Genomic DNA, 22,066 nt, shown 5'->3' with positions numbered 1-22,066 from the left:
AAGGGCGATCCATCGGCTCAGCCGAACCCAACCCCCATCAAGACCACCATGGGATCCCAGCCGTCGGTACAGACAGGGGCAATTGGGGCGAATTGGCGGCTCTTCGAGGCACACACCCGCCCAGACATGGATTGGCATCGCTCCAGCCGTCATCTGACGCCTTTCCACCCCACACAGGGGGCCGGACGCCCTCCATGAAGAGCGAAGGAAGGTTTCTGCGGCCCGCGACCAGCCCCAGACGGATCGCAGACGCCTGATCGAGAAGCGAGTAGCGGTTGGTGGCGGCTTATGCCCAGCCCGAAGGGCTCGCTGACGCCGTCTCGCAGGAGCGCGTAGCGATTGGTGGCGGCTTATGTCCAGCCCAAGGGGCTCGCGGACGCCGTCTCGCAGGAGCGCGTAGCGATTTGGGGCGGCTTATGTCCAGCCACAATGGGCTTGCGGACGCCGTCTGGCAGGAGCGCGTAGCGATTTGGGGCGGCTTATGTCCAGCCGCAAGGGGCTCGCGGACGCCGTCTGGCAGGAGCGTGTAGCGATTGGTGGCGGCTTATGCCCAGCCCACGGGGCTCGCAGGCGCCGTCCGGCGGGAGCGCGTAGCGATTTGACGCGCACCGGGCTCCGCCCGGACGCATCCGACGCCCCGTCCCTGAAAACTGGTCCCGGCCCGTTCCTCTGGGGGCTTCCCGGCAGTCTTTCGGATTTCCGTGGCGGGACGGTCGGTCAAGGGTGGAGCGCAGCGACATCGCGAAGCGACGCGAGGAACGAGCGCCCTTGACGGGCCGGCCCGACACGGAGAGACGATGGGACTGACGGGAAACCCCCAGCACAACCCTGACACCGCCCGAGCGGCTCCCGCCCTCCCGAAGCCGCCCCCGCTCTTTCGATTCCGTTCGAGCGTCCCCCGCCCCCCGCCCCCCGCCCCCGTCGCCGCCCTGTCCTCCGTTCCCGCTCCGGCGTCTCCCGCCCCCCCGTCGCCGCCCTGCCCTCCGTTCCCGCTCCGGCGTCTCCCCCCCGACGCCCCCCCGACGCCCCCCGGCCGCCGCCCCGCCGCCGCGCCGCCCCCGCCCCCCCGCGTGGTGCTCGCCACGTCACTCCCGTCCCAGGCAACCCGCGCCGTCGTTCACACCTCTGTAAAGGGTGTAAGGGGGACCGATCGGTCCGGCCCGCGCTCCGAGGTGAGCGCCGGAGAAGGAACGGGACAACAACCGTGCAGCATGACCAGCAAGGCGACGGCAGCCCCATGACCGCGGGCCGCCGTCGCCCCCACCGCCTGCGCCTGCTTCTGATCAGCGGCGGTCTCGCGCTCGCCCTCGCCGGGGGTGGCGCGGCAGCGTACAAATTCGGCCTCTTCTCGGACATAGGGGATCCGGTTGCCTTCGGCAAGGTCCAGGAGAAGACGGTCACCGCTTCCGAAGCCCTGCCCGAGGTGCTCATGCCCACCGGCCCGGCGGCCTCGTTCGTCCGGACCAGCCGCCTGCCCGACGGCACCCAGATCGGCAAGACCACCCTCACCGGCAAGAAGTCCGGCTTCACGGGCGACGTGTGGGTGTGGGTGCCGAAGGAGTACGACGACCCGAAGTACGCCCAGAGCGGCTTCCCGGTCCTGATCGCCCTGCCCGGCGGCCGCGGCTACCCCACGAACTACTGGGGCACGGGGCCCGGCCTCGGCCTCCAGCAGGCGGTCAGTGACGGCGCCAAGTCGGGCAAGAGCCTGCCCTTCATCCTGATCATGCCGGTGACCAACGCGGACACCAAGCACCACTTCGACGGATCGGACATCCCCGGCCAGCCCAAGATGGGCACCTGGATGGCCGATGACGTCCCCGATTTCGCCAAGGCCAATTTCCGGACCTTCACCTCCCGCGACGGGTGGGCCTTCATGGGCTCGTCGGCCGGCGGATTCAACGGCTTCAAGCAGCTCCTGAAGTACCCCGACCGGTTCAAGGCGGTCATCGCCAGCGGGACCGACATCGTCCCCGACTCCCCGCTCTGGAACGGGAACACGCAGGCCATGGACGAGAACAACCCCGAGAAGCTCGCCGCGAAGCTGATCGACGCGGGCGGTCCCGACGTCTACGTCAACTTCCAGATCGGGACCAAGGAGACCGGCCGCGAGCAGGCCGAGAAGTTCATGAAGGAGTACGGCAAGGGCCCCGTGCACACCTCGCTCCAGGTGATCCAGGATGGTGAGCACAACGGAAAGTCGTACGTGCGCGGCATGAGGGAGGGCTCTCTGGAGTGGATCAGCAAGGTGATGAAGGGACCGACACCCGCTCCCGGCGTGAGATGAGCACGGTGGTGAAGGGGGCATCGGCGGCTGTCGCCGCTGGCATCGCGGCGGTGTGCGCCATGGCCTTCATGAAGGCCCCCGGCGACCGGCCGGTGCTCCCCTTCCCCACCGTCGGAGTACTCATGGCGGGTGGCGAGCACTGGTGCACGGCGAGCGTCGTCGACAGCCCGAAGGGCAACGTCGTCGCCACCGCCGCGCACTGCGTCGCCCCCGCCGGCGAGGACGGGCAGCCCGGTGAGGTCGCCCACGACGGCCTGGCCATCGGCGAGCTCTCCTTCGCTCCGGCGTTCTCCGGCGAGGGCGACGGCACCCAGCCCCTGGGCGTGTGGAAGGTCAAGGCGATCCACGTCGACGACCGCTGGGCCAAGTGGGGCGAGGACACCGCCGACTTCGCCTTCCTCACCATCGCGCCGGACGAGGACGGGCGCAGCGTCCAGGAGGCCGTCGGCGGCCGAGCCGAGGCCCCCAGGCCCGAATGGACCTCCGGCTACGAACGGGACGTCACCGTCGTCGGCTACCCGGAGTCCGAGCACAACCCGCAGAACAGGCCCGTCTCCTGCACCACGCAGACCCGCCACGACGAGGAGGACCCCGACATGCTCTACATGAGCTGCGCGGGCTTCTGGACGGGCACCAGCGGCAGCCCCTGGATCGCCGACCGGGGCGGCCCGGACCCCGCCGGGCACCTCATCGGGGTGCTGAGCGGCGGGGACACCGACGTGGACTCCACGGCCGCGCTGTTCGACGAGCGTGCGAAGGCGCTGTACGAGCGGGCCGCGCGGGGCTGAGCGCCCTGGTTCCCCGCCCCCCCGCCTGCCCGGTGCTGCTACTGCTTCTTCCTGCGCTCCGTGCTGACGATCACGACCACCGCGGCCACGACCACCGCGCCGCCGACGACGATCGGCCAGGTCAGGGCCTCGTCGAGGATGAGCCAGCCGAGCGCGACGGCGACGACCGGATTGACGTACGCGTACGTGGCCACCAGGGACAGCGGCGCGGCCTGCAGGAGCCACACGTAGGCGGTGAAGGCGACGAGCGAGCCGAAGAGGACCAGGTAGCCCAGGGCCAGCCAGGAGGCGGTGGAGAAGGCCGCCGGGTCCAGACCGCGGTGTTCGCCGCGCAGCAGGCCGACGACCACGCCCGCGATCCCGCCGGCGAGCATCTGGTAGGCGCTGCCCGTGAAGGGGTTGCCCGGCAGCGACAGCTTCGAGGCGGAGAAGGAGCCCAGCGACCACAGCACCGAAGCCACCACCACCAGGAGCACCCCCGACAGCCGTACGGCGCCGCTGAGCCCGGGACTGGTCAGTACCGCCAGACCGGCGAGGCCGACGAGGACCCCGACCAGGGTGCGGGCCGGTGGCCGGTCGCCGGTGGCAGTGCGCAGCACCACCACCCACATGGGCACCGCAGCCACCAGTAGCGCCGCCAGCCCGGACGGCACGGAGGTCTCGGCGAGCACGACCAGGCCGTTGCCGCCGAGGATCAGCAGCAGGCCGACCAGGACCGCCGAGCCGAGCTGCGCGCGGGTGGCCCGGAGTGCGGCCGTCCCGTAGCGCCAGGCGACCACGGCGGCCAGCAGTACTCCGGCGGTGATGAATCGGGCTCCGGCGGAGAGGAAGGGCGGCATCGTCTCGACGACGATCCGGATGCCGAGGTAGGTCGAGCCCCACACGACGTAGACGACGGCCAGTGCGGTCCAGACCGCGCCGGTGATCCTGGCGTGCGGGGTGACCGGGGGCTTGCCGTCCACGGGGGATGAGGTGCTCATGCCCGGATCCTATGGTCGTTGGCCCATGCAGACATCTGGGTTTCTCAGCCCTTGAGCAGGTCGTTCAACTCGCCGTACGGGAGCGAGTGCGCGAGCGCCCCGTACGTCCCGCCGGTGGCCAGTTCCTCGGCGGCGCGGCGGACCACGGCGTACGCGGCCTCGGCCACCCAGGAGCCGAGGCTGACGCGGGAGACGCCGAGCGCGCCGCAGGCGGCGACGGTCGGGGCGTCGGGGCCGAGGAGGATGTTGAGGGGGGCGTCGATGCCCTTGGCCAGCTCGGCCACGGTGGCCGGGTCGAGGACGCCGGGCACGAAGACGCCGCTGGCTCCGGCCCGGAGGTAGGCGGTGGCGCGGGCGAGCGTCTCGTCGAGGCGGGTGGAGGGCTCGCCCAGGCCCTTGAGGTAGGTGTCGACGCGGGCGTTGATGTAGAGCGGGACCCCCGCGGAGTCGGCGGCGGCGCGCGCGGCGGCCAGGCGCTCGGCCTGTTCGGCGGGGTCGCGGGTGCCGTCCTCGATGTTGATACCGACCGCGCCGGCGGCGATGACACCGGCGACGGTCTCGCCGACGGCGGCCGGGTCGGCGCCGAAGCCGCCCTCGATGTCGGCGGTGACCGGAACGGACACGGCGGCGCTCACGCGGGCGATCAGATCGAGGGCGCGGTCGCGGGCGAGGGCGTCGCCGTCGGGGGAGCCGAGGGACCAGGCGGCGCCTGCGCTGGTGGTGGCGACGGCGGGGGCGCCGGTCGCCTCCACGATGCGGGCGCTGGCGACGTCCCAGGCGTTCGCGAGGGCGAGGGGGGCGGAGGGGGTGTGCAGCGCGGTGAAGGCGGTGGCCTTGGCGGCGAGGCCGGTCTGGGTGCGGGTGTTCATGGGGCCAGTTGAGCAGACGGGGTGGGGCGGGGGCTCGCGGATTTCCGACCTCGGCGTTGACGCGGCGCGGGCCTTGCCGTTCGCCTCCCGGCGGTGTGTCGCCGGTGCGGCACCGTTGCGGGGGCGCTGCCCCCGAGCCCCCGCGCCTCAAACGCCGGCGGAGCTGGAGGGTGCGGCGGGGCTGAAGGGAATTACGGGGCCAGGCCCGTCTTCGCGCCCGCGCCGCAGAGCGGGATCACTGCCGTGCGGCCCTGCAAGGGGTCGGTCGGGGAGGTGGGGGAGACCGCCGCCCAGCAGGCCGCGGCCGTCGGTTCGACGAAGAGGCCGCGTCGGGCCAGGTCGCGCTGGGCCTCGCGCAGGCGGGCGTCCGGGACCGTCACGAAGGTGCCGCCCGACGCCCGGACCGCGGCCAGGATCTGGCGGGCGCGCGGCGGCGCGGGGATCGCGATCCCCTCGGCCAGGGTCGGCCGCTGTTCCACCGGAGCGGCATCCTCCGCGCCCGCCGCGAACGCCTCCGCCAGCGGGGCCACCGCCTCCGACTGGACCGCGATCAGGGCGGGGGGCCGTACCCCGCGCCGGGCGAGTTCCTGCGTCGCCAGCGCGGCACCGAGCAGCAGGGTGCCGTTGCCGACCGGCACCACCAGCGCCTCCGGCAGCCGCCGCCCCATCTCCTCCCACACCTCGTACACGTAGGTCTTCGTCCCGTGCAGGAAGTACGGGTTGAACACGTGGCTCGCGTAGAAGACCCCGGGGGCGTCCGCCTGCTTGCGGGCGGCCAGCGCCGCGGCCTCGCGGCCGCCCGGGATCACGCGGACGACCGCCCCGTGCGCCCGCATCTGTTCGGTCTTCTTCTCCGACGTCCCCTCGGGTACGAAGATTTCGCAGTCGAGTCCGGCCCGTGCGCAGTACGCCGCCACCGACGTCCCCGCGTTGCCGCTGCTGTCCGCCACGACGCGCTGCGGCGCCAGCCGCCGGGCGAGCTCGACGAGCATCACGGCGCCCCGGTCCTTGAAGGACAGCGTCGGCATCAGGTAGTCGAGCTTGGCGTGGATCCGCTCCCCCAGCGGGATCAGCGGAGTGTGACCCTCCGCCAGGGAGACGGAGAACGCCCCCGGTAGCGGCAGCACCGGCCCGTACCGCCACAGGGAATTCGGTCCGGCGGACGGTTCGAGCGCCGCGTCCGGGTCCGGCGTGAAATCGAGGTCCCAGGGACCTCCGCACAGAGGGCACCCCCAAGGCGCGGTCCGGACGTCCGCGCGTGTACCGTCCTCGGAGCAGACGTAACCGGGGGGTGCGTGCGTCATGTGCGGAGCGCCTTTGCTCGGGCATGGCCGTCGTGTGGCACGGATGTTACGCGTTCGTCGTCCTCCACAGGGTCGCGCCGGGGGTGGGTCAACCTTTCGGAGGCGGCAGCCCGTTGGGCCATCTGCGTTGTCATGGTCACGCTTGTGCGCGGCCCCGCTGCCCCCTGCAGTGCACCACCTAGGAGGAGGACCCGTCACATGCCAGTGATGCGTCATACGCGCCGGAAGATCGCCGGCATCAGCGCGACCGCGGTCGTGGCCCTCGCGCTCGGCGCGGCCGCCGCACTGCCCGCCGCGGCCGTCGGCAGCGATGCGCGCGGCGTGGTCCAGAACGCCGGGGCCCCGGGGTCCGTGCCCAACAGCTACATCGTGACCCTGAAGGACACCGCGCCCCGCTCGACCAGCGCGAGCGGCAAGCTCGTCGCCAAGAAGTACGGCGCGAAGATCGAACGGACCTACAGCGCGGCCCTCAACGGCTACGCCGTCGAGGTCTCCCAGGCCCAGGCCGAGAAGCTCGCCGCCGACCCGGCGGTCGAGTCGGTCGTGCAGAACCGCACCTTCACCGTCAGCGCCACCCAGCCCGCCCCGCCGTCCTGGGGCCTGGACCGCGCCGACCAGCGGTCGCTGCCGCTGAACCAGAGCTACACCTACCCGGACAAGGCCGGCGAGGGCGTCACCGCGTACGTCATCGACACCGGTGTCCGCATCACGCACCAGGACTTCGGCGGCCGTGCCTCGTACGGCTACGACGCGATCGACAACGACTACACCGCGCAGGACGGCCACGGCCACGGCACGCACGTCGCCGGCACCGTCGCGGGCGGGGCGTACGGCGTGGCCAAGAAGGCCAAGGTCGTCGGCGTCCGCGTCCTGGACAACAACGGCTCCGGCACGACCGCCCAGGTCGTCGCGGGCATCGACTGGGTGACGCGCAACGCCGTCAAGCCGGCCGTCGCCAACATGTCGCTCGGCGGAGGCGCCGACTCCGCGCTCGACACGGCCGTCCGCAACTCCATAGCCTCCGGCATCACCTACGCCGTGGCCGCGGGCAACGAGTCGGCCAACGCGTCCACCAAGTCCCCGGCGCGCGTCGCCGAGGCCATCACCGTCGGCGCCACGACCAGCACCGACGCCAAGGCGAGCTACTCCAACTACGGCCCCAGCCTGGACATCTTCGCGCCGGGCTCCGCCATCACCTCCGCGTGGGGCACCGGCGACAACGCGGCCAACACCATCAACGGGACCTCGATGGCCACGCCGCACGTCGCGGGCGCGGCCGCCGTCTACCTCTCGCAGAACCCGTCCAGCACCCCGGCCCAGGTGGCCACCGCGCTGATCGGATCCGCCACCCCGGACAAGGTGACCGGCCCCGGCACCGGTTCGCCGAACCGCCTGCTGTACGTCACGGCCCTGGGTCCCGTCCCGCCGGGCAAGCGCTTCGAGAACACCGCGGACCACGCGATCATCGACAACGCGACCGCCGAGTCCTCGATCGCCGTGAGCGGAGTCGTCGGCAACGCCCCGACGACGCTGAAGGTCCCGCTCGACATCAAGCACACCTACATCGGTGACCTGAAGGTCGACCTGGTCGCGCCCGACGGCTCCGTCTACACCCTGCACAACCGCTCGGGCGGCGACGCCGACAACATCGTCAGGACCTTCACCGTGAACGCCTCCTCCGAGGCGGCGCCGAACGGCACGTGGAAGCTCCGCGTGAACGACAACGCCACCGGCGACACCGGCAAGATCGACTCCTGGGCGCTCCAGTTCTGAGGAGCGGGCCGGAGGCAGTGACCGGGACGTGAGGAAACAGCGGGGGCGACCGAGTGGCGGTCGCCCCCGCTGCGTACTATTCGCGCATCCGTTCGCGCCCCCCGTGGTGCCTCCCGGCGCCCCGCGATGCCCCAACACCCGCGACGCCCTCTGCCACCTGCGATGGAGTACGACCCCGTGAGCATCCCGCCGAGTCCTCCTCCCGGACCGGGCCACTCCTGGCCCCCGCCGACACCGCAGCCGGGATGGGGACCGCCGCTCGGCCACGGGCCGCAGCCGCCGGCGCTCAACGGGTTCGCCCTCGCCTCGCTCCTGGCCGGACTCCTGTGCTTCCCGCCGCTCGGCATCGCCTTCGGCATCGCGGCCCTCGTGCAGATTGCGAAGAAGGGCGACCGGGGCAAGGTCCTGGCGATCACCGGGCTCGTGGTGTCCGTCGTGATGACCGGAGCGATGGTCTTCGCCGTCGGCCGCTTCACGGAGGCGGTCGGCGGCCGGCTCGACGGGCTGAGCCAGTACACCGAAGTCGAGGGCGAACTCAAGGACATCGACGACCTGAAGGCGGGCGACTGCTTCAACGTCCCGGGCGGGGACCTCTTCGACGAGCGGCCCCTCACGTACGCGGTTGACTGCTCCCGGGTGCACCACGGCGAGGTCACCGCGTCGAGGACGGTGGGCGCCGCGGACCCCGACTCGACCGAGGCGGACCGGGCGGCGGAGGACGCCTGTTGGAAGGCCCAGGACGAGTACGCGATGGACACCTGGGCCCTGCCCGAGTTCGCGGAGATGTTCTACTTCGCGCCCTCGCAGGAGTCCTGGCGCCAGGGCGACCGGACACTGCTCTGCGTGATCGGCACGACGGAGGAGGAGTGGCGCGGCAGCCTGCGCCGGGACGCCGGGATGCTCAAGCCCGAGCAGGCGGCCTTCCTGCGGGCGGCCAACGGCGTCGAGTTCGTCCTGAGCCGGCCGCCCGAGGAGGACGTCGACGACGCGCTCCAGAAGCACCAGGCGTGGGCGCGCGAGATGCACGCGGCGCTCGGTGAGGAGGCGAAGGTCCTCCAGCAGGACGCGGCCCGGCCGGGGCTGGAGAGGGCCGTCCCCGCGCAGCTCAAGGAGATCGAGGTGGCCCGCGCGGCCTGGCAGCGCGCCTCCCGGGCGCGGACGGAGGCGGAGTTCGACCGGCTGTGGGGCCGGGCCGTGGCCGCGATGTCGCTGGAGACGGAGAAGGCGCTGCGCGGCGCGTACGGGCTTTCGACGCAGATCCCGCAGTGGCTGGAGGACAGCGAGGGCAGCACCGATGACCCGGAGGAGGGACCCGGGCGGGGGCCCTCGTACGAGGCGGTGTGACGCCGCAGGGGTAACGCGCCGTAGCGGGTTTGAGTGACCTGGCTTCATCACTTCGGGTGAAACTCTGGCCCTTGCTTGCGGTCTTCAACCGTCGGTTGCCAGGGTGTAGCTGTCTGTCAACCTGATGGGAGTGGCCAGTGACTTTCGGTGAGCAGCCGGCCTATCTTCGCGTGGCCGGGGATCTTCGACGTCAGATCGTCGACGGTTCTCTGCCCCCGCACGCCCGGCTCCCGTCCCAGGCCCGCATCCGCGAGGAGTACGGGGTCTCCGACACCGTGGCCCTGGAGGCGCGCAAGGTCCTCATGGCGGAGGGGCTGGTCGAGGGCCGGTCCGGGTCCGGTACGTACGTGCGCGAGCAGCCGGTGCCGCGGCGGGTGGCCCGCTCCGGCTACCGCACGGGCGGCGCCTCGACGCCGTTCCGGCAGGAGCAGGCCGACTCCGGCGCGCGGGGGACGTGGGAGTCGAGCAGCGAACAGACGGGCGCGCCCGCGGAGATCGCGAAACGGCTCGGCATCGAGCCGGGCGAGCGGGTGATGCGGACGCGCTACGTCTTCCGCGACGCGGGGGAGGCGATGATGCTCTCCACCTCCTGGGAGCCGCTCGCCGTGACCGGGCGGACCCCGGTGATGCTGCCGGAGGAGGGCCCACTGGGCGGCTCCGGAGTCGTCGACCGGATGGCCGCGATCGACGTCGTCGTCGACAACGTGGTGGAGGAGGTCGGCGCCCGGCCCGGCCTGGCGGAGGAGATCGTCCTGCTCGGCGGGGTCCCGGGGCACGTGGTGCTGGTGATCGGCCGCACCTACTACGCCTCCGGCCGCGCGGTGGAGACGGCCGACGTCGTCGTCCCGGCGGACCGCTACCGCCTCTCCTATCACCTTCCGGTGCGCTAGGTCGCGCCCGCGAAGCCCGCCGCCGCGCCCGCCCGTCGGCGGCCGACGCACTTTGCGGGCACTCCCCAGGGAGTGCCCGGTCCGCGGGGTGCCTGGACCCGGCGGGTTTCGGCGCGATGGTGATCGCCCCCGGCCGCCCTGAAGGACACCTTCCGTAGGCCCGCCCGGCGGCGCGCAGCCCCCGAGACCCCTTCGCGGCGGCCGGAACCGCCCTGTTCCCGGGCTCCCTCAGCGCCCGGCACGGCGCGCTCCCCGGAAGCTACCTGCGGGTATACCCGTCCGTAGCGCCGCCGGGGGCGCGCGTCGCGTTTCTCGATGCCCGCGCGCGCCTGGTCCGTACCGGCGCGCGCGGCGCAGTCGTACGCATGGCCGGATGCGTACGCCTGCCAGGTATCTCTTCGTGAAAAACCATATCCGCTCCGTAAAGGTCGGGCGTAAGGTCGGGCATATGCGCAATGCGGTTTCCCGTGCAGATACGTCGGCGGAGGGTGAAACGCGATGAACGACAGCGGTGCCCTGCTCCCGTGGCTGGTCATACGTCAGGACGACAACGGCAACCGCTACCGGGTGGGCCGGTACGCCACCCGGGCCGAGGCCCAGAAGGTCGCCGAGAGTCTCGACGACCGAGGACACAAGCAGCTCTACTGGGTCGAGCGGATCGGCCAGACCGCCACGATGAACTGAGCCGAGCGGCGCCTCGCGGCGCTGGCATAGGCTCCGCCCCATGACTGTACGAGTGGTCGTGGGCGGAGCCCTTTGTCATGAGGGGCGCCTGCTGGCCGCCCGCCGCAGCGCACCGCCGGAGCTCGCCGGACGCTGGGAGCTGCCGGGCGGGAAGGCCGAACCCGGTGAGTCCGTCCCCGAGGCGCTGGTGCGCGAACTGCGCGAGGAACTCGGCGTGGAGACCGAGCCGCTGGAGCGGATCCCGGGGGAGTGGCCGCTGAAGCCCGGGTTGGTCCTGCACGTGTGGACGGCGCGGCTGCTCTCCGGGGTGCCAGCGCCACTGGAGGACCACGACGAGCTGCGCTGGCTCGGGCCGGAGGAACTGGAGTCGGTGGACTGGCTCGACCAGGACCGCCCCGCCGTCGCCGAGGCCGGCCGCAGACTGCGCGCGGACGGCGCCGACGGCGGCGGCGGTTGCTACGACGGCGGGGGCGGCGGCGCGTGATGTTCGCGGTCTAGGCCGTCTGCGCCACAGTGCGCCGGTGCGTTCGGGGGCGAGTGGTACGGCGCCCTGAATATCGGGTATGTCGCTATTAATCCCTATCTCGTCCCCTTTTCGTCCCAGACGAACCGGACTGGGGTCGCTTCTGGCCCGGGAAGTGATCGGCGTGATCGACACAGACGGTGAGAGCGCCGAGTGGGCCTTCCCCGCCGAGCCGGGCGCCGTCCGCACCGCCCGCCACGCCGTGCGCGGAACCCTGCACGAGTGGGGCCTCGAAGCCGTCGGCGACGTGACCGTCCTGCTGGTCAGCGAGCTCGTCACCAATTCCCTCCGCTACGCCTCCGGCCCCATCGGCGTCCGCCTGATACGGCGGAGTCCGGCCGTCGGCGGACCCGCGGACACCCCCGCCGCAGGCCCCGCGCTCCTGGTGGAGATCTCCGATCCGCTTCCGGATCCCCCCCGGGAACGGGTGGCCGACACCGAGGACGAGGGGGGCCGCGGACTGCACCTCGTGGCCGTCTCCTCACAGCGGTGGGGAACGCGTCACGGGAAAACAGGGAAGACTGTGTGGTTCGAGTTGGCTCTTCCTGGTGAGTAACAAGGTGAGCGGTGGCGGGAGAACCCCCGCGGCCCTTCCGGCGGTGGCCGGAAAGGGGGTCGGGGGAGATCGCGCGACATGGCTCGAAATCATCGAGACCGTGCTGTGATCGTGAACGCCGTGCCGTCCGGGGTCGTGGTGCTGAATACTGCCGTCATGGCCGGTCCGGTTGCGGTGAGCTGGAGGGGACGGTCGCGTGAGCGAAATACCTGCGCAGGCACATCAGGCCAATGTGCCTCGGGAGACATGGCACGACGCCCTGTGGCACAGCAGTCCGCCTGGCTCGATATATGACTACATAAAGGTCGCATCCTTCTCGATCGGGCCCGACGGGTACATCGACCAGTGGAGCCTGCGCGCCGAGGAACTCTTCGGGCTGACGGCCGCCCAGACGGTGGGGCGCGACCCGGTCGACGCCTTCATGCCGCCCGAACTGCGCCCGGACGCCCACCGCAAGGTCGCCGAGATCCTCGACGGCAAGGAGTGGACCGGCCTGATCCCCTTCAGGATCCCCGGCGGCAACGGCGCGCACGGCGTGGCCGAGATCTATGTGATGCCCACCCAGACCGAAACCGCGGAACGGGCCGCCCTGTGCGTCGTCGTCGATGTACGCGCGCTCCGCCGCATCGAATCCGACCTTGCCGCTTCACAGGCCATATTCGGCCAATCTCCCTTCGGCTTCCTGCTCTTCGGCACGGACCTCACCGTGCAGCGGGCCAACCGCCGCTTCGCCACCGTTTTCGGCGGCAGCGCGGAAGAGCACCGCGGTCGCACCGTGCACGACTACCTGCCGCCGCACGAGGCCGACCGGATGGCGGATGCCCTGCGCCGGGTGCTGGACACCGGCGACGCCGTCACCGACCTGAGGATCACCGGAGCCACCCCCCGCAGCCGGGAGAACCGCCACTGGTCCATCAACCTCTACCGCGTGCACGGCGGCAGCGGCCGCCCCATCGGCGTCGCGGGCATCGGCACGGACGTCACCCGCCGCCACCTCGCCGCCCGCGAGGCCGCCGGAGTACGGCGCAATCTCGCCCTGCTCAACGAGGCCGGGCACCGCATCGGGACCTCCCTCGACCTGGAGACCACCGCCCGGGAGCTCCTCGACGTCACCGTCCCCGGCTTCTGCGACCTCGCCGCCGTCGACCTCTACCAGGGGCTGCTGCTCGGCGACGACGACCGGCCCGCGCGGCCCCAGGGGCCGGGCGTACCCAGCCTGCCCGGGCAGGGCCCGGCCCGCACGCCCTCCGCGGCGCTGCGCCGGGTGGCCTTCTCCTCCGCCGTGTCGGACGCCCCGCTGTCCGGGCCCGGCGCCCTGGTCGCCGTCGGCGACATCCACCGCTATCCCGCCGCCTCGCCGGGCGCGCTCGCCCTGCGCACGGCGCGGCCGCGGCTGATCGAGGGCGGCGGCCCGGAAGACCTCGTGCAGTCCACCCTGGTGGTACCGATGGTCGCCCACGACACCGTGGTCGGACTCGCGCAGTTCTCCCGCACGAAGGGCAGCGAACCCTTCGGCGAACGGGACCGGGCGGTGGCCGTCGAACTCGCCGCCCGGGCCGCCGTCTGCATCGACAACGCGCGGCTGTACCGGCGCGAGCACGAACGGGCGCTGATACTGCAACGCAGCCTGCTGCCCCCCGGCGACCCGGAGGCGGCCGGCCTGGACATCGCCTGCCGCTACCTGCCGGGCAACGCGGCCACGGAGGTCGGCGGCGACTGGTTCGACGTCATCGAACTGCCCGGGCACCGCACGGCGCTGGTCGTCGGCGACGTCATGGGCCGGGGCCTGCGGGCCGCCGTCGCCATGGGCGAACTGCGGACCGCCGTCCGGACCCTTGCGCTGCTGGACCTCGAACCGGCGGAGGTGCTGACCGCGCTCGACGAGATCGCCCGCGGGCTCGGCGCACCCGGCGGCTCCCAGCAGGCCTCCCGCGCGGCCCTGCACTCGCGGGACGCCGACCGCTCGGAGGTGTACCTGGCCACCTGCGTGTACGCGGTCTACGACCCGGTGACGCGGCGCTGCACCATCGCCAACGCCGGCCACATGCCGCCGGCCCTGGTGTCGCCGAACCACACCGCGCCGGGCGAGGACCGCGAGCCGCTGCCCGCCATGCTGCTGGAGGTGCCGCCCGGGCTGCCGCTCGGGGTGGGCGGGGAGCCGTTCGAGGAGGTCGAGGTGGAACTCCCCGAGGGCGCCCTGCTCGCCCTGTACACCGACGGACTCGTGGAGTCCCGCGACCATCCGCTGGAGGAGGGCCTGCGCGGCCTGCGCGCCGCGCTCGCCGACCCGGTCCGCCCCCTGGAGGACGTCTGCGACCACGTGCTCAACACCCTGGACACCCGGCACGGCGAGGACGACATCGCCCTGCTGATGGCCCGGGTGCAGGGGCTGCCCGTCGACGCGGTCGGGGACTGGCAGCTGCCGCGCGAGGCCCGGTCGGTGGGCCGGGCGCGGGAACTGGCCCGGGCCAAGCTGCCGGCCTGGGGCCTGGAGGGCCTGCTGGACACCACCGAGCTGCTGGTCAGCGAACTGGTCACCAACGCCCTGCGCTACGGCGAGGGCGAGATCCGGCTCAGGCTGCTGCTGGACCGGACGCTGGTCTGCGAGGTGTGGGACGCGAACCTGGTCCAGCCGCGCCGCCGGCGTGCCCGCGACACCGACGAGGGCGGCCGGGGCCTCCAGCTGGTGGGCATGCTGTCCGCCGGGTGGGGCACCCGGCGGACCCACCGCGGCAAGACCGTGTGGTTCGAACTCCCCCTTCCCGGCGCGGCGGAGGAGGCCGTCTCGGAACTCTCGGCGGAGCAACTGCTGAACATGTACGGCTGACGCCGGGCCCGGCCGCCGGCCCCCGCCCCGGGAACCCGGGGCCCGGGGGCGGGCGGAGGCGTTCCGGTGAAGCGGTTGGTGGCGGGGAGGACCCGGACGTCAAGGCGGCCGCGGATCAGCGCGCCGAAGGGTTCGCGGAAACCCCCTAGGCGGCCCGGCCCCCTTTGAGGGCGGCCAGGCGGGCCTCGATCTCCGATGCCTTGCCGAGGTCCTCCAGGGACTCGAACTGGGCGTCGAGGGAGGACGCGGCCAGTTCCTGCTTGCCCAGCGCCATCGCCTCCTCCCGCCGCACCTTCTCCTCGAAGCGGTTGAGGTCGCTCGTCGGGTCCATGACGTCGATGCTCTTCACCGCGTCCAGCATCGTGTTCTGCGCCTGCGCGGTCCGCGCCCGGGCCACCAGCTCGTCCCGCTTGGCCTGCAGCTCCGTCAGCTTGTTCCGCATCGACTCCAGGCCCGACTTGAGCTTGTCGACGACGACCGTCTGTGCGGCGATCGTCGGCTCGGCCGTCTTCGCCTCCTTCTCCGACTGCAACTGCCGCCCCAGCGCGACCTTCGCCAGGTTGTCGAACCGGTCGGCCTCCGCCGTCGCCCCCGACGCCCTCAGCTCGTCCGCCTTCCGGCTGGCGGCCAGGGCCTTGGAGCCCCACTCGGCGGCCGCGTCCACGTCCTCCTGGTGGTCCGCCTCCAGCATCCGCAGGTTGCCGATCGTCGTCGCGACCGCCTGGTCCGCCTCCGAGATGTTGTTGCTGTAGTCACGGATCAGCTGGTCCAGCATCTTCTGCGGGTCCTCCGCCTGGTCCAGCAGTGCGTTGATGTTGGCCTTGGCGAGCTGGGTGACCCGGCCGAGGATCGTCTGCTTGCTCATGATGGGCCTCTCCTGATGAGGATGGTCTGTCCGGTACGGACCCGCGCCCCGGGCGGTTCGGGCCGGCGGTTCGGAAGCCGGCGGTTCAGAAGCGGCCGCCGCCGCCCATGCGGCCCCGCGTGCCGCCGCCGCCGAAGGAGCCCGGGCCGCTGCCCCCGCCGCCGAAACCACCGAAGCCCCCACCGCCCCCGAAGCCGCCACCGCCGCCCCCGAAGCCGCCCCGCAGGATCTCGCCGAGGATGATCCCGCCCAACACGGCGCCGCCCTGCCCGCCGCCGCGCCGGCCCGCGTACGGATCCTGGTACGCCCGCACGTCCTGCTCGGCCAGCTGCTGGGCCTGCCGCGCGAGCGCGTCCGCCTGCTGGGCCTCCGCCAGCGCCGCCGGCGGATCGCCCGCCGCCAGCGCCCCCGCCCGCTCCAGCCGCCGGTCCGCCTCCGCCAGCCGCGTGCGGGCCTGGCTGCCCACCGCGCCCCGGGTGGTGGTGATGTAGTCCGTCGCCGCGCCGATCGCACTGCGCGCCGACAGCATGGCCTGGTCGAGGAGGGCCACGGCCCGCTGCCGGCCCGACTCCCGCTCCCGGGCCCCGGCCAGGGCGTCGTCCAGGGCCGCGTCGGCCTCCTCCACCCGGCGCAGGGCGTCGATCGGGTCGTACCGGCCGGCCGCCTCCTCCTGCCGCACGTCGGCCAGTACGGACTCGGCCCGGCCGATGCGCCCGCGCAGGTCCGCCGTCGAGGTGCCCTCCGCCGTACCGGTCAGCAGCCCGCGGGCGTCCGCGAGGTCGGTCTCCGTCTCGGTCAGCGCGCCAGGCAGCTTCCCGGCCGCCTCCGCCAGCTCCTGCGCCCGCCGCTCGACCGCGTCCATCAAGGTCGCCGCCTGGTCCACCGCGCCCTCGGCGGACCGTACGTGCACGGCCGCGGTGCCGTTCTCGCCGGCGTCGACCGCCGCGTGGGCCAGGCCGAGGTTGGTCGCCGCGAACAACAGGCGGTCCTCGGCCTGTTCGGGATGGGAGGAGACCGGCGCGGAGGCGGAGTCCGCGTACCGCCGGGTCAGCGCGGTCAGGGTCGCCTCGGCGGTGGTGGTGCGCCCGGTCAGCTCCAGGTAGCGCTGCTCCACGGCCGCCAGGGCCTGCGGGGCGTTCTTCTCCAGGTCCCGCAGCCGGTCGAAGTCGGCCGCCTGGGCGTCGAGCCGCCGGTTCGCCCCGGTGCAGCGGGCCACGATCTCGTCCAGCATCCGGCGCCGGGTCGCGTCGTCCTCCGGGTAGGCGTCGTCGAGCTGCTGGCGCAGCCGGAAGGCCAGCGTCAGCTCGCCCTTGGCGTACTCCACGGCCGCCGTGAAGGGAGCCGCCGCCTCCTCACCGAACTCCGCGACGGCGAAACCGAGTTCCTCGGCGCTGGTGCGGACCGCGTCGTCCGTCTCCACCAGCAGGGATGCCGCCCGGCCGTCCAGTTCCGGCAGCGGCAGGCGGTCCGGCGCGCCTTCGAGCCAGCCGGGCCCGGTCGTCGTCCCGCGGCCGCCGGCCGCGGTGTCCCTGCGTCCCCGGCGCCGGTACGCGTACACGCCCAGCGCCGCGGCCGCGCCGACCGCGACCACCGGCAGCACGAAGTCCCCGGCGCCGCTGCCGTCGCTGCCGCCGCCGGGGTCGGGCGGGCCGGGCGTGATGGTCGGCGCCGGGACGGGCTGCCCGCCGAGGACCGCGTCGTAACCGTTCGCCGCGCCGATCGCCGCGCCCGCCCAGTCGTTCTGCCGCAGCGCCGGCTCGATGGCGGTACGCGCCACCTCGGCCAGCTGCTGCTCGGTGAAACCGGAGTCGACATCGGCCGAATAGGCGTACTGGCGGGCCCCGGTGGCCACCGCCAGCAGGACGTCGTCCCGGCCCAGGCCGTTGCGCTGCGCGGTGGCGTCCGCCCAGCTCTGGGCGGAGCGCCCGGAGAAGTCCCGCACGTACGCCACGAAGAGCTGGATCTTCCGGTCGGCGTACAGCTCGTCGAGGGCGGTGGTGACGGCGGGCCTCCGGTTGCCGAGCGCGCCCACGAGGTCGGTGATCTGCCCCTGCTGCGACAGGGCGACGGGGTCCTCGGCCCGCGCGTCCGGCGCCTGCGCGAGGCCCCAGCCGCCGAGCGCCAGCAGTGCGGCGGCCAGGGCGAGCCCGGCCCGTGCGAGTGCTCTGCTGCGCGGCGCGGTTCTCGGCGTGATCACATTTGGGAGGGTATGAGCGGTTCCCCCTGCCCGCATCCGGAGCAAGGGACAGTGATCCCGTCCGGGAGCGGTCGTCGGCAGGCCATGAAGAAGATATGACCGCAGCCCTGCTCGCCGCGGCCGTCCTCGGCCTCGCCGCCCCCGCCCACGCCGACGACTGCTCCAACGGCAACGTCATCGACCACTCGGGCCGCTGACCGGCAGGGGTCCCGGGTCCTCGCGCGGAGGACCCCGGGCGCCCCTCAGCCCTTCCGGCGTCCGATCTTGCTGCCCAGCCAGACCAGCGGGTCGTACTTGCGGTCCACCGCCCGCTCCTTCAGCGGGATCAGGGCGTTGTCGGTGATCTTGATGCCCTCGGGGCAGACCTCCGTGCAGCACTTGGTGATGTTGCAGTAGCCGAGCCCGTGCTCCTCCTGCGCGGCCCGCTTGCGGTCGAGCCCCGCCTCCGAGGCCGCGTCCAGGGGGTGCATGTCCAGCTCCGCCACCCGCATCAGGAAGCGCGGACCGGCGAAGGCACCCTTGTTCTCCTCGTGGTCACGCACCACGTGGCAGGTGTCCTGGCACAGGAAGCACTCGATGCACTTCCTGAACTCCTGTGAGCGCTCCACGTCGATCTGCTGCATCCGGTACGCGCCCGGGGCCACCCCCTCCGGCGGCACGAAGGCCGGTACCTCCTGTGCCTTCCGGTAGTTGAAGGACACGTCCGTGACCAGGTCCCGGACGACGGGGAAGGCGCGCAGCGGAGTGATCGTGATCGTCTCGGTCCGCTCGAAGGTCGACATGCGCGTCATGCACATCAGCCGCGGCCGCCCGTTGACCTCGGCGCTGCACGAGCCGCACTTGCCCGCCTTGCAGTTCCAGCGCACCGCCAAGTCTGAGGCCTGGGTGGCCTGGAGCCGGTGGACGATGTCCAGGACCACCTCGCCGTCGTGCACCTCGACGGTGAAGTCCCGCAGTTCCCCGCCCTCCGCGTCGCCCCGCCAGACCCGGAAGCTCGCGTCGTACGTGCTCATTCGTACAGCTCCTCTTCGGCGAGGTACTTGACCAGCTCTTCCTTGTCGAACAGTGCGAGCAGGTCGGGGCGGATGGGTTCGGTGCGGGTCCGGACCAGTTCGATCCGGTCGGCCGCCGGGTCCGCCGGTGCGGGGTCCACCGGCCGGCACAGCAGGTTCACGGGGCGCCAGGTCCGCTCCATCGCCGGGCAGTCCTCTCGGGTGTGCCCGCCCCGGCTCTCGGTGCGCTCCAGGGCCGCGCGGGCCACGCACTCGCTGACCAGCAGCATGTTCCGCAGGTCCAGGGCGAGGTGCCAGCCAGGGTTGAACTGCCGGTGGCCCTCGACGCCGGCCCGGGAGGCACGTACGCGCAGGGCGGCGAGCCGCTCCAGGGCCTCGGCCATCTCGCCCTCCCGGCGGATGATGCCGACGAGGTCGTTCATGGTCGTCTGGAGTTCCTGGTGCAGGGTGTACGGGTTCTCCGCGCCCTCGGCGGCGTGGAACGGGGCCAGCGCCTCCGCGGCCGCCGCGTCGATCTCCGCCTGGGAGACGGCCGGGCGCCCGCTGCCGTCGCCGCCCTGCGCGGCGTACTCGGCGGCGTGCAGCCCGGCCCGCCGCCCGAAGACCAGCAGGTCGGACAGGGAGTTCCCGCCGAGCCGGTTCGAGCCGTGCATCCCGCCGGCGACCTCGCCCGCGGCGAACAGGCCCGGCACGCCGACGGTGGCCGCGGTCTCGGACTCGACCGCGATCCCGCCCATCACGTAGTGGCAGGTGGGCCCGACCTCCATCGGCTCCGCCGTGATGTCGACGTCCGCCAGCTCCTTGAACTGGTGGTACATGGAGGGCAGGCGCCGCTTGATCTTCTCGGCCGGCATCCGCGTGGACACGTCGAGGAAGACCCCGCCGTGGGGGGAGCCGCGGCCGGCCTTCACCTCGGCGTTGATCGCCCGCGCCACCTCGTCACGGGGCAGCAGCTCGGGCGGGCGCCGGTTGTGGTCCGGGTCCTCGTACCAGCGGTCGCCCTCCTCCTCCGACTCCGCGTACTTCTCCTTGAACACGTCGGGGACATAGTCGAACATGAACCGCTTGCCCTCGGAGTTGCGCAGCACCCCGCCGTCGCCGCGCACGGACTCGGTGACGAGGATCCCCTTCACCGACGGCGGCCAGACCATGCCGGTCGGGTGGAACTGCACGAACTCCATGTTGAGTAGGGGCGCACCGGCGAGCAGGGCCAGGGCGTGGCCGTCGCCGGTGTACTCCCAGGAGTTGGAGGTGGTCTTGAAGGACTTGCCGATGCCTCCCGTGGCCAGGACCACGGCCGGTGCCTCCAGGACGAAGAAGCGGCCGGACTCGCGTTCGTAGCAGAAGGCCCCCGAGACCCTCTGCGCCTCCTTCAGCACCCTCGTGACGGTGCATTCCTGGAAGACCTTGAGCCGGGCCTCGTAGTCCCCGTGCTCCTTGAAGTCCTCCTGCTGCAGGGCGACGATCTTCTGCTGGAGTGTGCGGATCAGCTCCAGGCCGGTGCGGTCGCCGACGTGTGCGAGGCGGGGGTACTCGTGTCCGCCGAAGTTGCGCTGGGAGATGCGCCCGTCGGGCGTGCGGTCGAAGAGGGCACCCCAGGTCTCCAGCTCCCAAACCCGGTCCGGGGCCTCCTTGGCGTGGAGTTCGGCCATCCGCCACTGGTTGAGGAACTTCCCGCCGCGCATGGTGTCGCGGAAGTGCACCTGCCAGTTGTCGCCGTCGTTGACGTTGCCCATGGAGGCGGCGATCCCGCCCTCCGCCATCACCGTGTGGGCCTTGCCGAACAGGGACTTGCAGATCACGGCCGTACGGGCACCCCGCTCGCGGGCCTCGATCGCGGCCCGCAGCCCGGCGCCGCCCGCGCCGACGACGACCACGTCCCACTGCTGCCGTTCCACTTGAGCCATCTCAGAAGATCCTCGGGTCGGTGAAGGCGCCGCTGGCCAGCAGGTAGACGTAGAAGTCGCACAGGGCCACGCTGATCAGGGAGGCCCAGGCCAGTTGCATGTGCCGGGAGTTGAGCCGGCTCACCCAGCCCCAGAGCCGGTAGCGCACCGGGTGCTTGGAGAAGTGCTTGAGCCGGCCGCCCATGATGTGGCGGCAGGAGTGGCAGGACAGCGTGTAGGCCCAGATCAGCGCGATGTTGACCAGGAACAGCACGGTCCCCAGGCCCATGTGGCCCCACGCGTAGTGCTCGTCGCGGAAGGTCAGCACGGTGTCGTAGGTGAGGATTCCCGCGACGGGTACGGCCGCGTAGAAGAAGTACCGGTGGGCGTTCTGGAGGATCAGCGGGAAGCGGGTCTCGCCGGTGTACTTCGTGTGCGGCTCGGCGACGGCGCAGGCGGGCGGTGAGGCCCAGAAGCCGCGGTAGTAGGCCTTGCGGTAGTAGTAGCAGGTCAGCCGGAAGCCGAGCGGGAAGACCAGGATCAGCAGCGCGGGGGACAGGCCCCACCAGCTGCCGAAGAGGTCCCAGTTGGGGCCCCCGCGCATCTCTACGCAGTTCTCCGCGAGGCACGGGGAGTAGAACGGGGAGACGTAGGGGGCCGCGTAGTAGTCGGCGTTCGCGAAGGCCCGCCAGGTCGAGTAGACGATGAAGGCGAGCAGCCCGGCCGCGGTGCCGGCGGGGGCGAGCCACCACCGGTCGGTCCGCAGGTGCCGGGCCGCGATCGCGGCCCGCGAGGCGTCGTGGACGCCGCCGGGCCGCTGCTGGGGTCGTTCCGTGCCTGTGGCCAAAGAGGACTCCGGTTGGAGTGATGAGGGGACGCCTCCCTCAGGCCCGGCGGCCGCGGGGCGGCCGGGCCTGACGGGGTGCGGGGTGGACGGCGTGCGGGTGGCGTACGGGTGGCGTCAGGGAGCGCGGCGGTCGCGGGCGCCCAGGCCCTCGTCGTCGGAGTCCGTCCACAGCGTGCTGTCGTAGGGGGTGTCCGGGACCGTCACCATCCGGGACGGATCCGGCGCGGCCGACGCGGGCTTCTGGCGCGCGGCCTGCCGTTCCAGCCGCTCGACCTTGCGCGTCAGTTCGTCCAGGCTGCGCCGTACTGCGGTCAGATCGTCGTTCATGGACATGATTTGCCCTCATTTCCGCCAGGGTGCGGTGGCAACGCTCATGTGCGCCTGCGAGTGTCGCGCTTCGTGTCCCCGGTTGTGAAGGGACGCGCAGCGATTG

Annotated in this window: 18 protein-coding genes; 9 read left to right on the top strand and 9 right to left on the bottom strand. The window is 72.5% G+C overall.

The features are described from left to right. Window positions 1-1,204: 1,204 nt before the first annotated feature. Window positions 1,205-2,287 (top strand): alpha/beta hydrolase, encoded by a 1,083-nt coding sequence (locus tag ACZ3X1_RS13445; RefSeq protein ID WP_356813931.1) that lies wholly within the window; start codon window positions 1,205-1,207, stop codon window positions 2,285-2,287. Next, complete coding sequence (locus ACZ3X1_RS13440; protein ID WP_467279483.1) at window positions 2,284-3,075, top strand: trypsin-like serine peptidase; 792 nt, start codon at window positions 2,284-2,286, stop codon at window positions 3,073-3,075. Before ACZ3X1_RS13445 ends, ACZ3X1_RS13440 begins: the two co-directional genes overlap by 4 nt. A 38-nt stretch (window positions 3,076-3,113) precedes the next feature. Here the strand turns inward: ACZ3X1_RS13440 and ACZ3X1_RS13435 are convergent, their stop codons facing one another. From ACZ3X1_RS13435 to ACZ3X1_RS13425, 3 genes are all read right to left on the bottom strand, one after another. Continuing rightward, window positions 3,114-4,055 carry an EamA family transporter gene (locus ACZ3X1_RS13435; protein ID WP_467279481.1) on the bottom strand — a complete coding sequence of 314 codons (942 nt, stop codon included), beginning with the start codon at window positions 4,053-4,055 and terminating at the stop codon, window positions 3,114-3,116. Between the two features lie 44 nt (window positions 4,056-4,099). Then, window positions 4,100-4,924: an isocitrate lyase/PEP mutase family protein gene (locus ACZ3X1_RS13430; RefSeq protein ID WP_467279478.1), complete on the bottom strand. Its 825-nt coding sequence runs from the start codon at window positions 4,922-4,924 to the stop codon at window positions 4,100-4,102. Window positions 4,925-5,115: 191 nt separating this feature from the next. Beyond that, window positions 5,116-6,228, bottom strand: coding sequence for a threonine synthase (locus tag ACZ3X1_RS13425; protein WP_356813934.1), 1,113 nt, complete (start codon window positions 6,226-6,228; stop codon window positions 5,116-5,118). Between the two features lie 198 nt (window positions 6,229-6,426). Here ACZ3X1_RS13425 and ACZ3X1_RS13420 point away from each other — a divergent pair, with 198 nt between their 5' ends. The 7 genes from ACZ3X1_RS13420 (at window position 6,427) to ACZ3X1_RS13390 (ending at window position 14,825) form a co-directional block, all read left to right on the top strand. Further along, complete coding sequence (locus ACZ3X1_RS13420) at window positions 6,427-8,001, top strand: S8 family peptidase (protein WP_467279472.1); 1,575 nt, start codon at window positions 6,427-6,429, stop codon at window positions 7,999-8,001. Window positions 8,002-8,178: 177 nt separating this feature from the next. After that, on the top strand, window positions 8,179-9,345 hold the full coding sequence (locus ACZ3X1_RS13415; protein ID WP_467279468.1) for a DUF4190 domain-containing protein: 1,167 nt from the start codon (window positions 8,179-8,181) through the stop codon (window positions 9,343-9,345). Between the two features lie 137 nt (window positions 9,346-9,482). After that, window positions 9,483-10,235: a GntR family transcriptional regulator gene (locus ACZ3X1_RS13410; RefSeq protein ID WP_356813938.1), complete on the top strand. Its 753-nt coding sequence runs from the start codon at window positions 9,483-9,485 to the stop codon at window positions 10,233-10,235. A 498-nt stretch (window positions 10,236-10,733) separates the two neighbouring features. Next, on the top strand, window positions 10,734-10,919 hold the full coding sequence (locus ACZ3X1_RS13405) for an SPOR domain-containing protein (RefSeq protein WP_356813939.1): 186 nt from the start codon (window positions 10,734-10,736) through the stop codon (window positions 10,917-10,919). Between the two features lie 40 nt (window positions 10,920-10,959). Continuing rightward, window positions 10,960-11,403 (top strand): (deoxy)nucleoside triphosphate pyrophosphohydrolase, encoded by a 444-nt coding sequence (locus ACZ3X1_RS13400; RefSeq protein ID WP_356813940.1) that lies wholly within the window; start codon window positions 10,960-10,962, stop codon window positions 11,401-11,403. A gap of 154 nt (window positions 11,404-11,557) precedes the next feature. Continuing rightward, window positions 11,558-11,998, top strand: coding sequence for an ATP-binding protein (locus tag ACZ3X1_RS13395; RefSeq protein WP_467279457.1), 441 nt, complete (start codon window positions 11,558-11,560; stop codon window positions 11,996-11,998). A gap of 205 nt (window positions 11,999-12,203) precedes the next feature. Beyond that, the gene (locus ACZ3X1_RS13390) at window positions 12,204-14,825 is read left to right on the top strand and encodes a SpoIIE family protein phosphatase (RefSeq protein ID WP_467279557.1); all 2,622 of its coding nucleotides are present in this window, start codon (window positions 12,204-12,206) and stop codon (window positions 14,823-14,825) included. A gap of 145 nt (window positions 14,826-14,970) precedes the next feature. Here the strand turns inward: ACZ3X1_RS13390 and ACZ3X1_RS13385 are convergent, their stop codons facing one another. The 6 genes from ACZ3X1_RS13385 to ACZ3X1_RS13360 all read right to left on the bottom strand — a co-directional run bounded on the left by ACZ3X1_RS13385 (window position 14,971) and on the right by ACZ3X1_RS13360 (window position 21,966). Then, window positions 14,971-15,690, bottom strand: a complete 720-nt coding sequence (locus tag ACZ3X1_RS13385; RefSeq protein WP_356813942.1) for a PspA/IM30 family protein — start codon at window positions 15,688-15,690, stop codon at window positions 14,971-14,973. Between the two features lie 85 nt (window positions 15,691-15,775). Next, entirely contained in the window at window positions 15,776-17,923 is a 2,148-nt protein-coding gene (locus ACZ3X1_RS13380; RefSeq protein WP_467279453.1) for a TPM domain-containing protein, read from the bottom strand. Window positions 17,924-18,129: 206 nt separating this feature from the next. Continuing rightward, window positions 18,130-18,900: a succinate dehydrogenase/fumarate reductase iron-sulfur subunit gene (locus ACZ3X1_RS13375; protein ID WP_467279449.1), complete on the bottom strand. Its 771-nt coding sequence runs from the start codon at window positions 18,898-18,900 to the stop codon at window positions 18,130-18,132. Beyond that, on the bottom strand, window positions 18,897-20,807 hold the full coding sequence (locus tag ACZ3X1_RS13370) for a fumarate reductase/succinate dehydrogenase flavoprotein subunit (protein ID WP_356813945.1): 1,911 nt from the start codon (window positions 20,805-20,807) through the stop codon (window positions 18,897-18,899). Before ACZ3X1_RS13370 ends, ACZ3X1_RS13375 begins: the two co-directional genes overlap by 4 nt. Window position 20,808: 1 nt before the next feature. After that, window positions 20,809-21,633, bottom strand: a complete 825-nt coding sequence (locus ACZ3X1_RS13365) for a hypothetical protein (protein WP_467279443.1) — start codon at window positions 21,631-21,633, stop codon at window positions 20,809-20,811. Between the two features lie 114 nt (window positions 21,634-21,747). After that, complete coding sequence (locus tag ACZ3X1_RS13360) at window positions 21,748-21,966, bottom strand: hypothetical protein (RefSeq protein WP_356813947.1); 219 nt, start codon at window positions 21,964-21,966, stop codon at window positions 21,748-21,750. Between the last annotated feature and the right edge of the window lie 100 nt (window positions 21,967-22,066).

The organism is Streptomyces sp. NPDC023541 (genome assembly GCF_055559995.1).
The sequence above is the reverse complement of the archived record's forward strand: the minus strand, read 5'-3'. Positions and strand labels throughout refer to the sequence as shown.

Excerpts from the sequence above, each read along its gene's own strand:
- ACZ3X1_RS13440 (WP_467279483.1), top strand. The coding sequence starts at position 2,284 with ATGAGCACGGTGGTGAAGGGGGCATCGGCGGCTGTCGCCGCTGGCATC.
- ACZ3X1_RS13435 (WP_467279481.1), bottom strand. The coding sequence starts at position 4,055 with ATGAGCACCTCATCCCCCGTGGACGGCAAGCCCCCGGTCACCCCGCAC.
- ACZ3X1_RS13430 (WP_467279478.1), bottom strand. The coding sequence starts at position 4,924 with ATGAACACCCGCACCCAGACCGGCCTCGCCGCCAAGGCCACCGCCTTC.
- ACZ3X1_RS13425 (WP_356813934.1), bottom strand. The coding sequence starts at position 6,228 with ATGACGCACGCACCCCCCGGTTACGTCTGCTCCGAGGACGGTACACGC.
- ACZ3X1_RS13420 (WP_467279472.1), top strand. The coding sequence starts at position 6,427 with ATGCCAGTGATGCGTCATACGCGCCGGAAGATCGCCGGCATCAGCGCG.
- ACZ3X1_RS13405 (WP_356813939.1), top strand. The coding sequence starts at position 10,734 with ATGAACGACAGCGGTGCCCTGCTCCCGTGGCTGGTCATACGTCAGGAC.
- ACZ3X1_RS13400 (WP_356813940.1), top strand. The coding sequence starts at position 10,960 with ATGACTGTACGAGTGGTCGTGGGCGGAGCCCTTTGTCATGAGGGGCGC.
- ACZ3X1_RS13385 (WP_356813942.1), bottom strand. The coding sequence starts at position 15,690 with ATGAGCAAGCAGACGATCCTCGGCCGGGTCACCCAGCTCGCCAAGGCC.
- ACZ3X1_RS13380 (WP_467279453.1), bottom strand. The coding sequence starts at position 17,923 with ATGCGGGCAGGGGGAACCGCTCATACCCTCCCAAATGTGATCACGCCG.
- ACZ3X1_RS13375 (WP_467279449.1), bottom strand. The coding sequence starts at position 18,900 with ATGAGCACGTACGACGCGAGCTTCCGGGTCTGGCGGGGCGACGCGGAG.
- ACZ3X1_RS13370 (WP_356813945.1), bottom strand. The coding sequence starts at position 20,807 with ATGGCTCAAGTGGAACGGCAGCAGTGGGACGTGGTCGTCGTCGGCGCG.
- ACZ3X1_RS13360 (WP_356813947.1), bottom strand. The coding sequence starts at position 21,966 with ATGTCCATGAACGACGATCTGACCGCAGTACGGCGCAGCCTGGACGAA.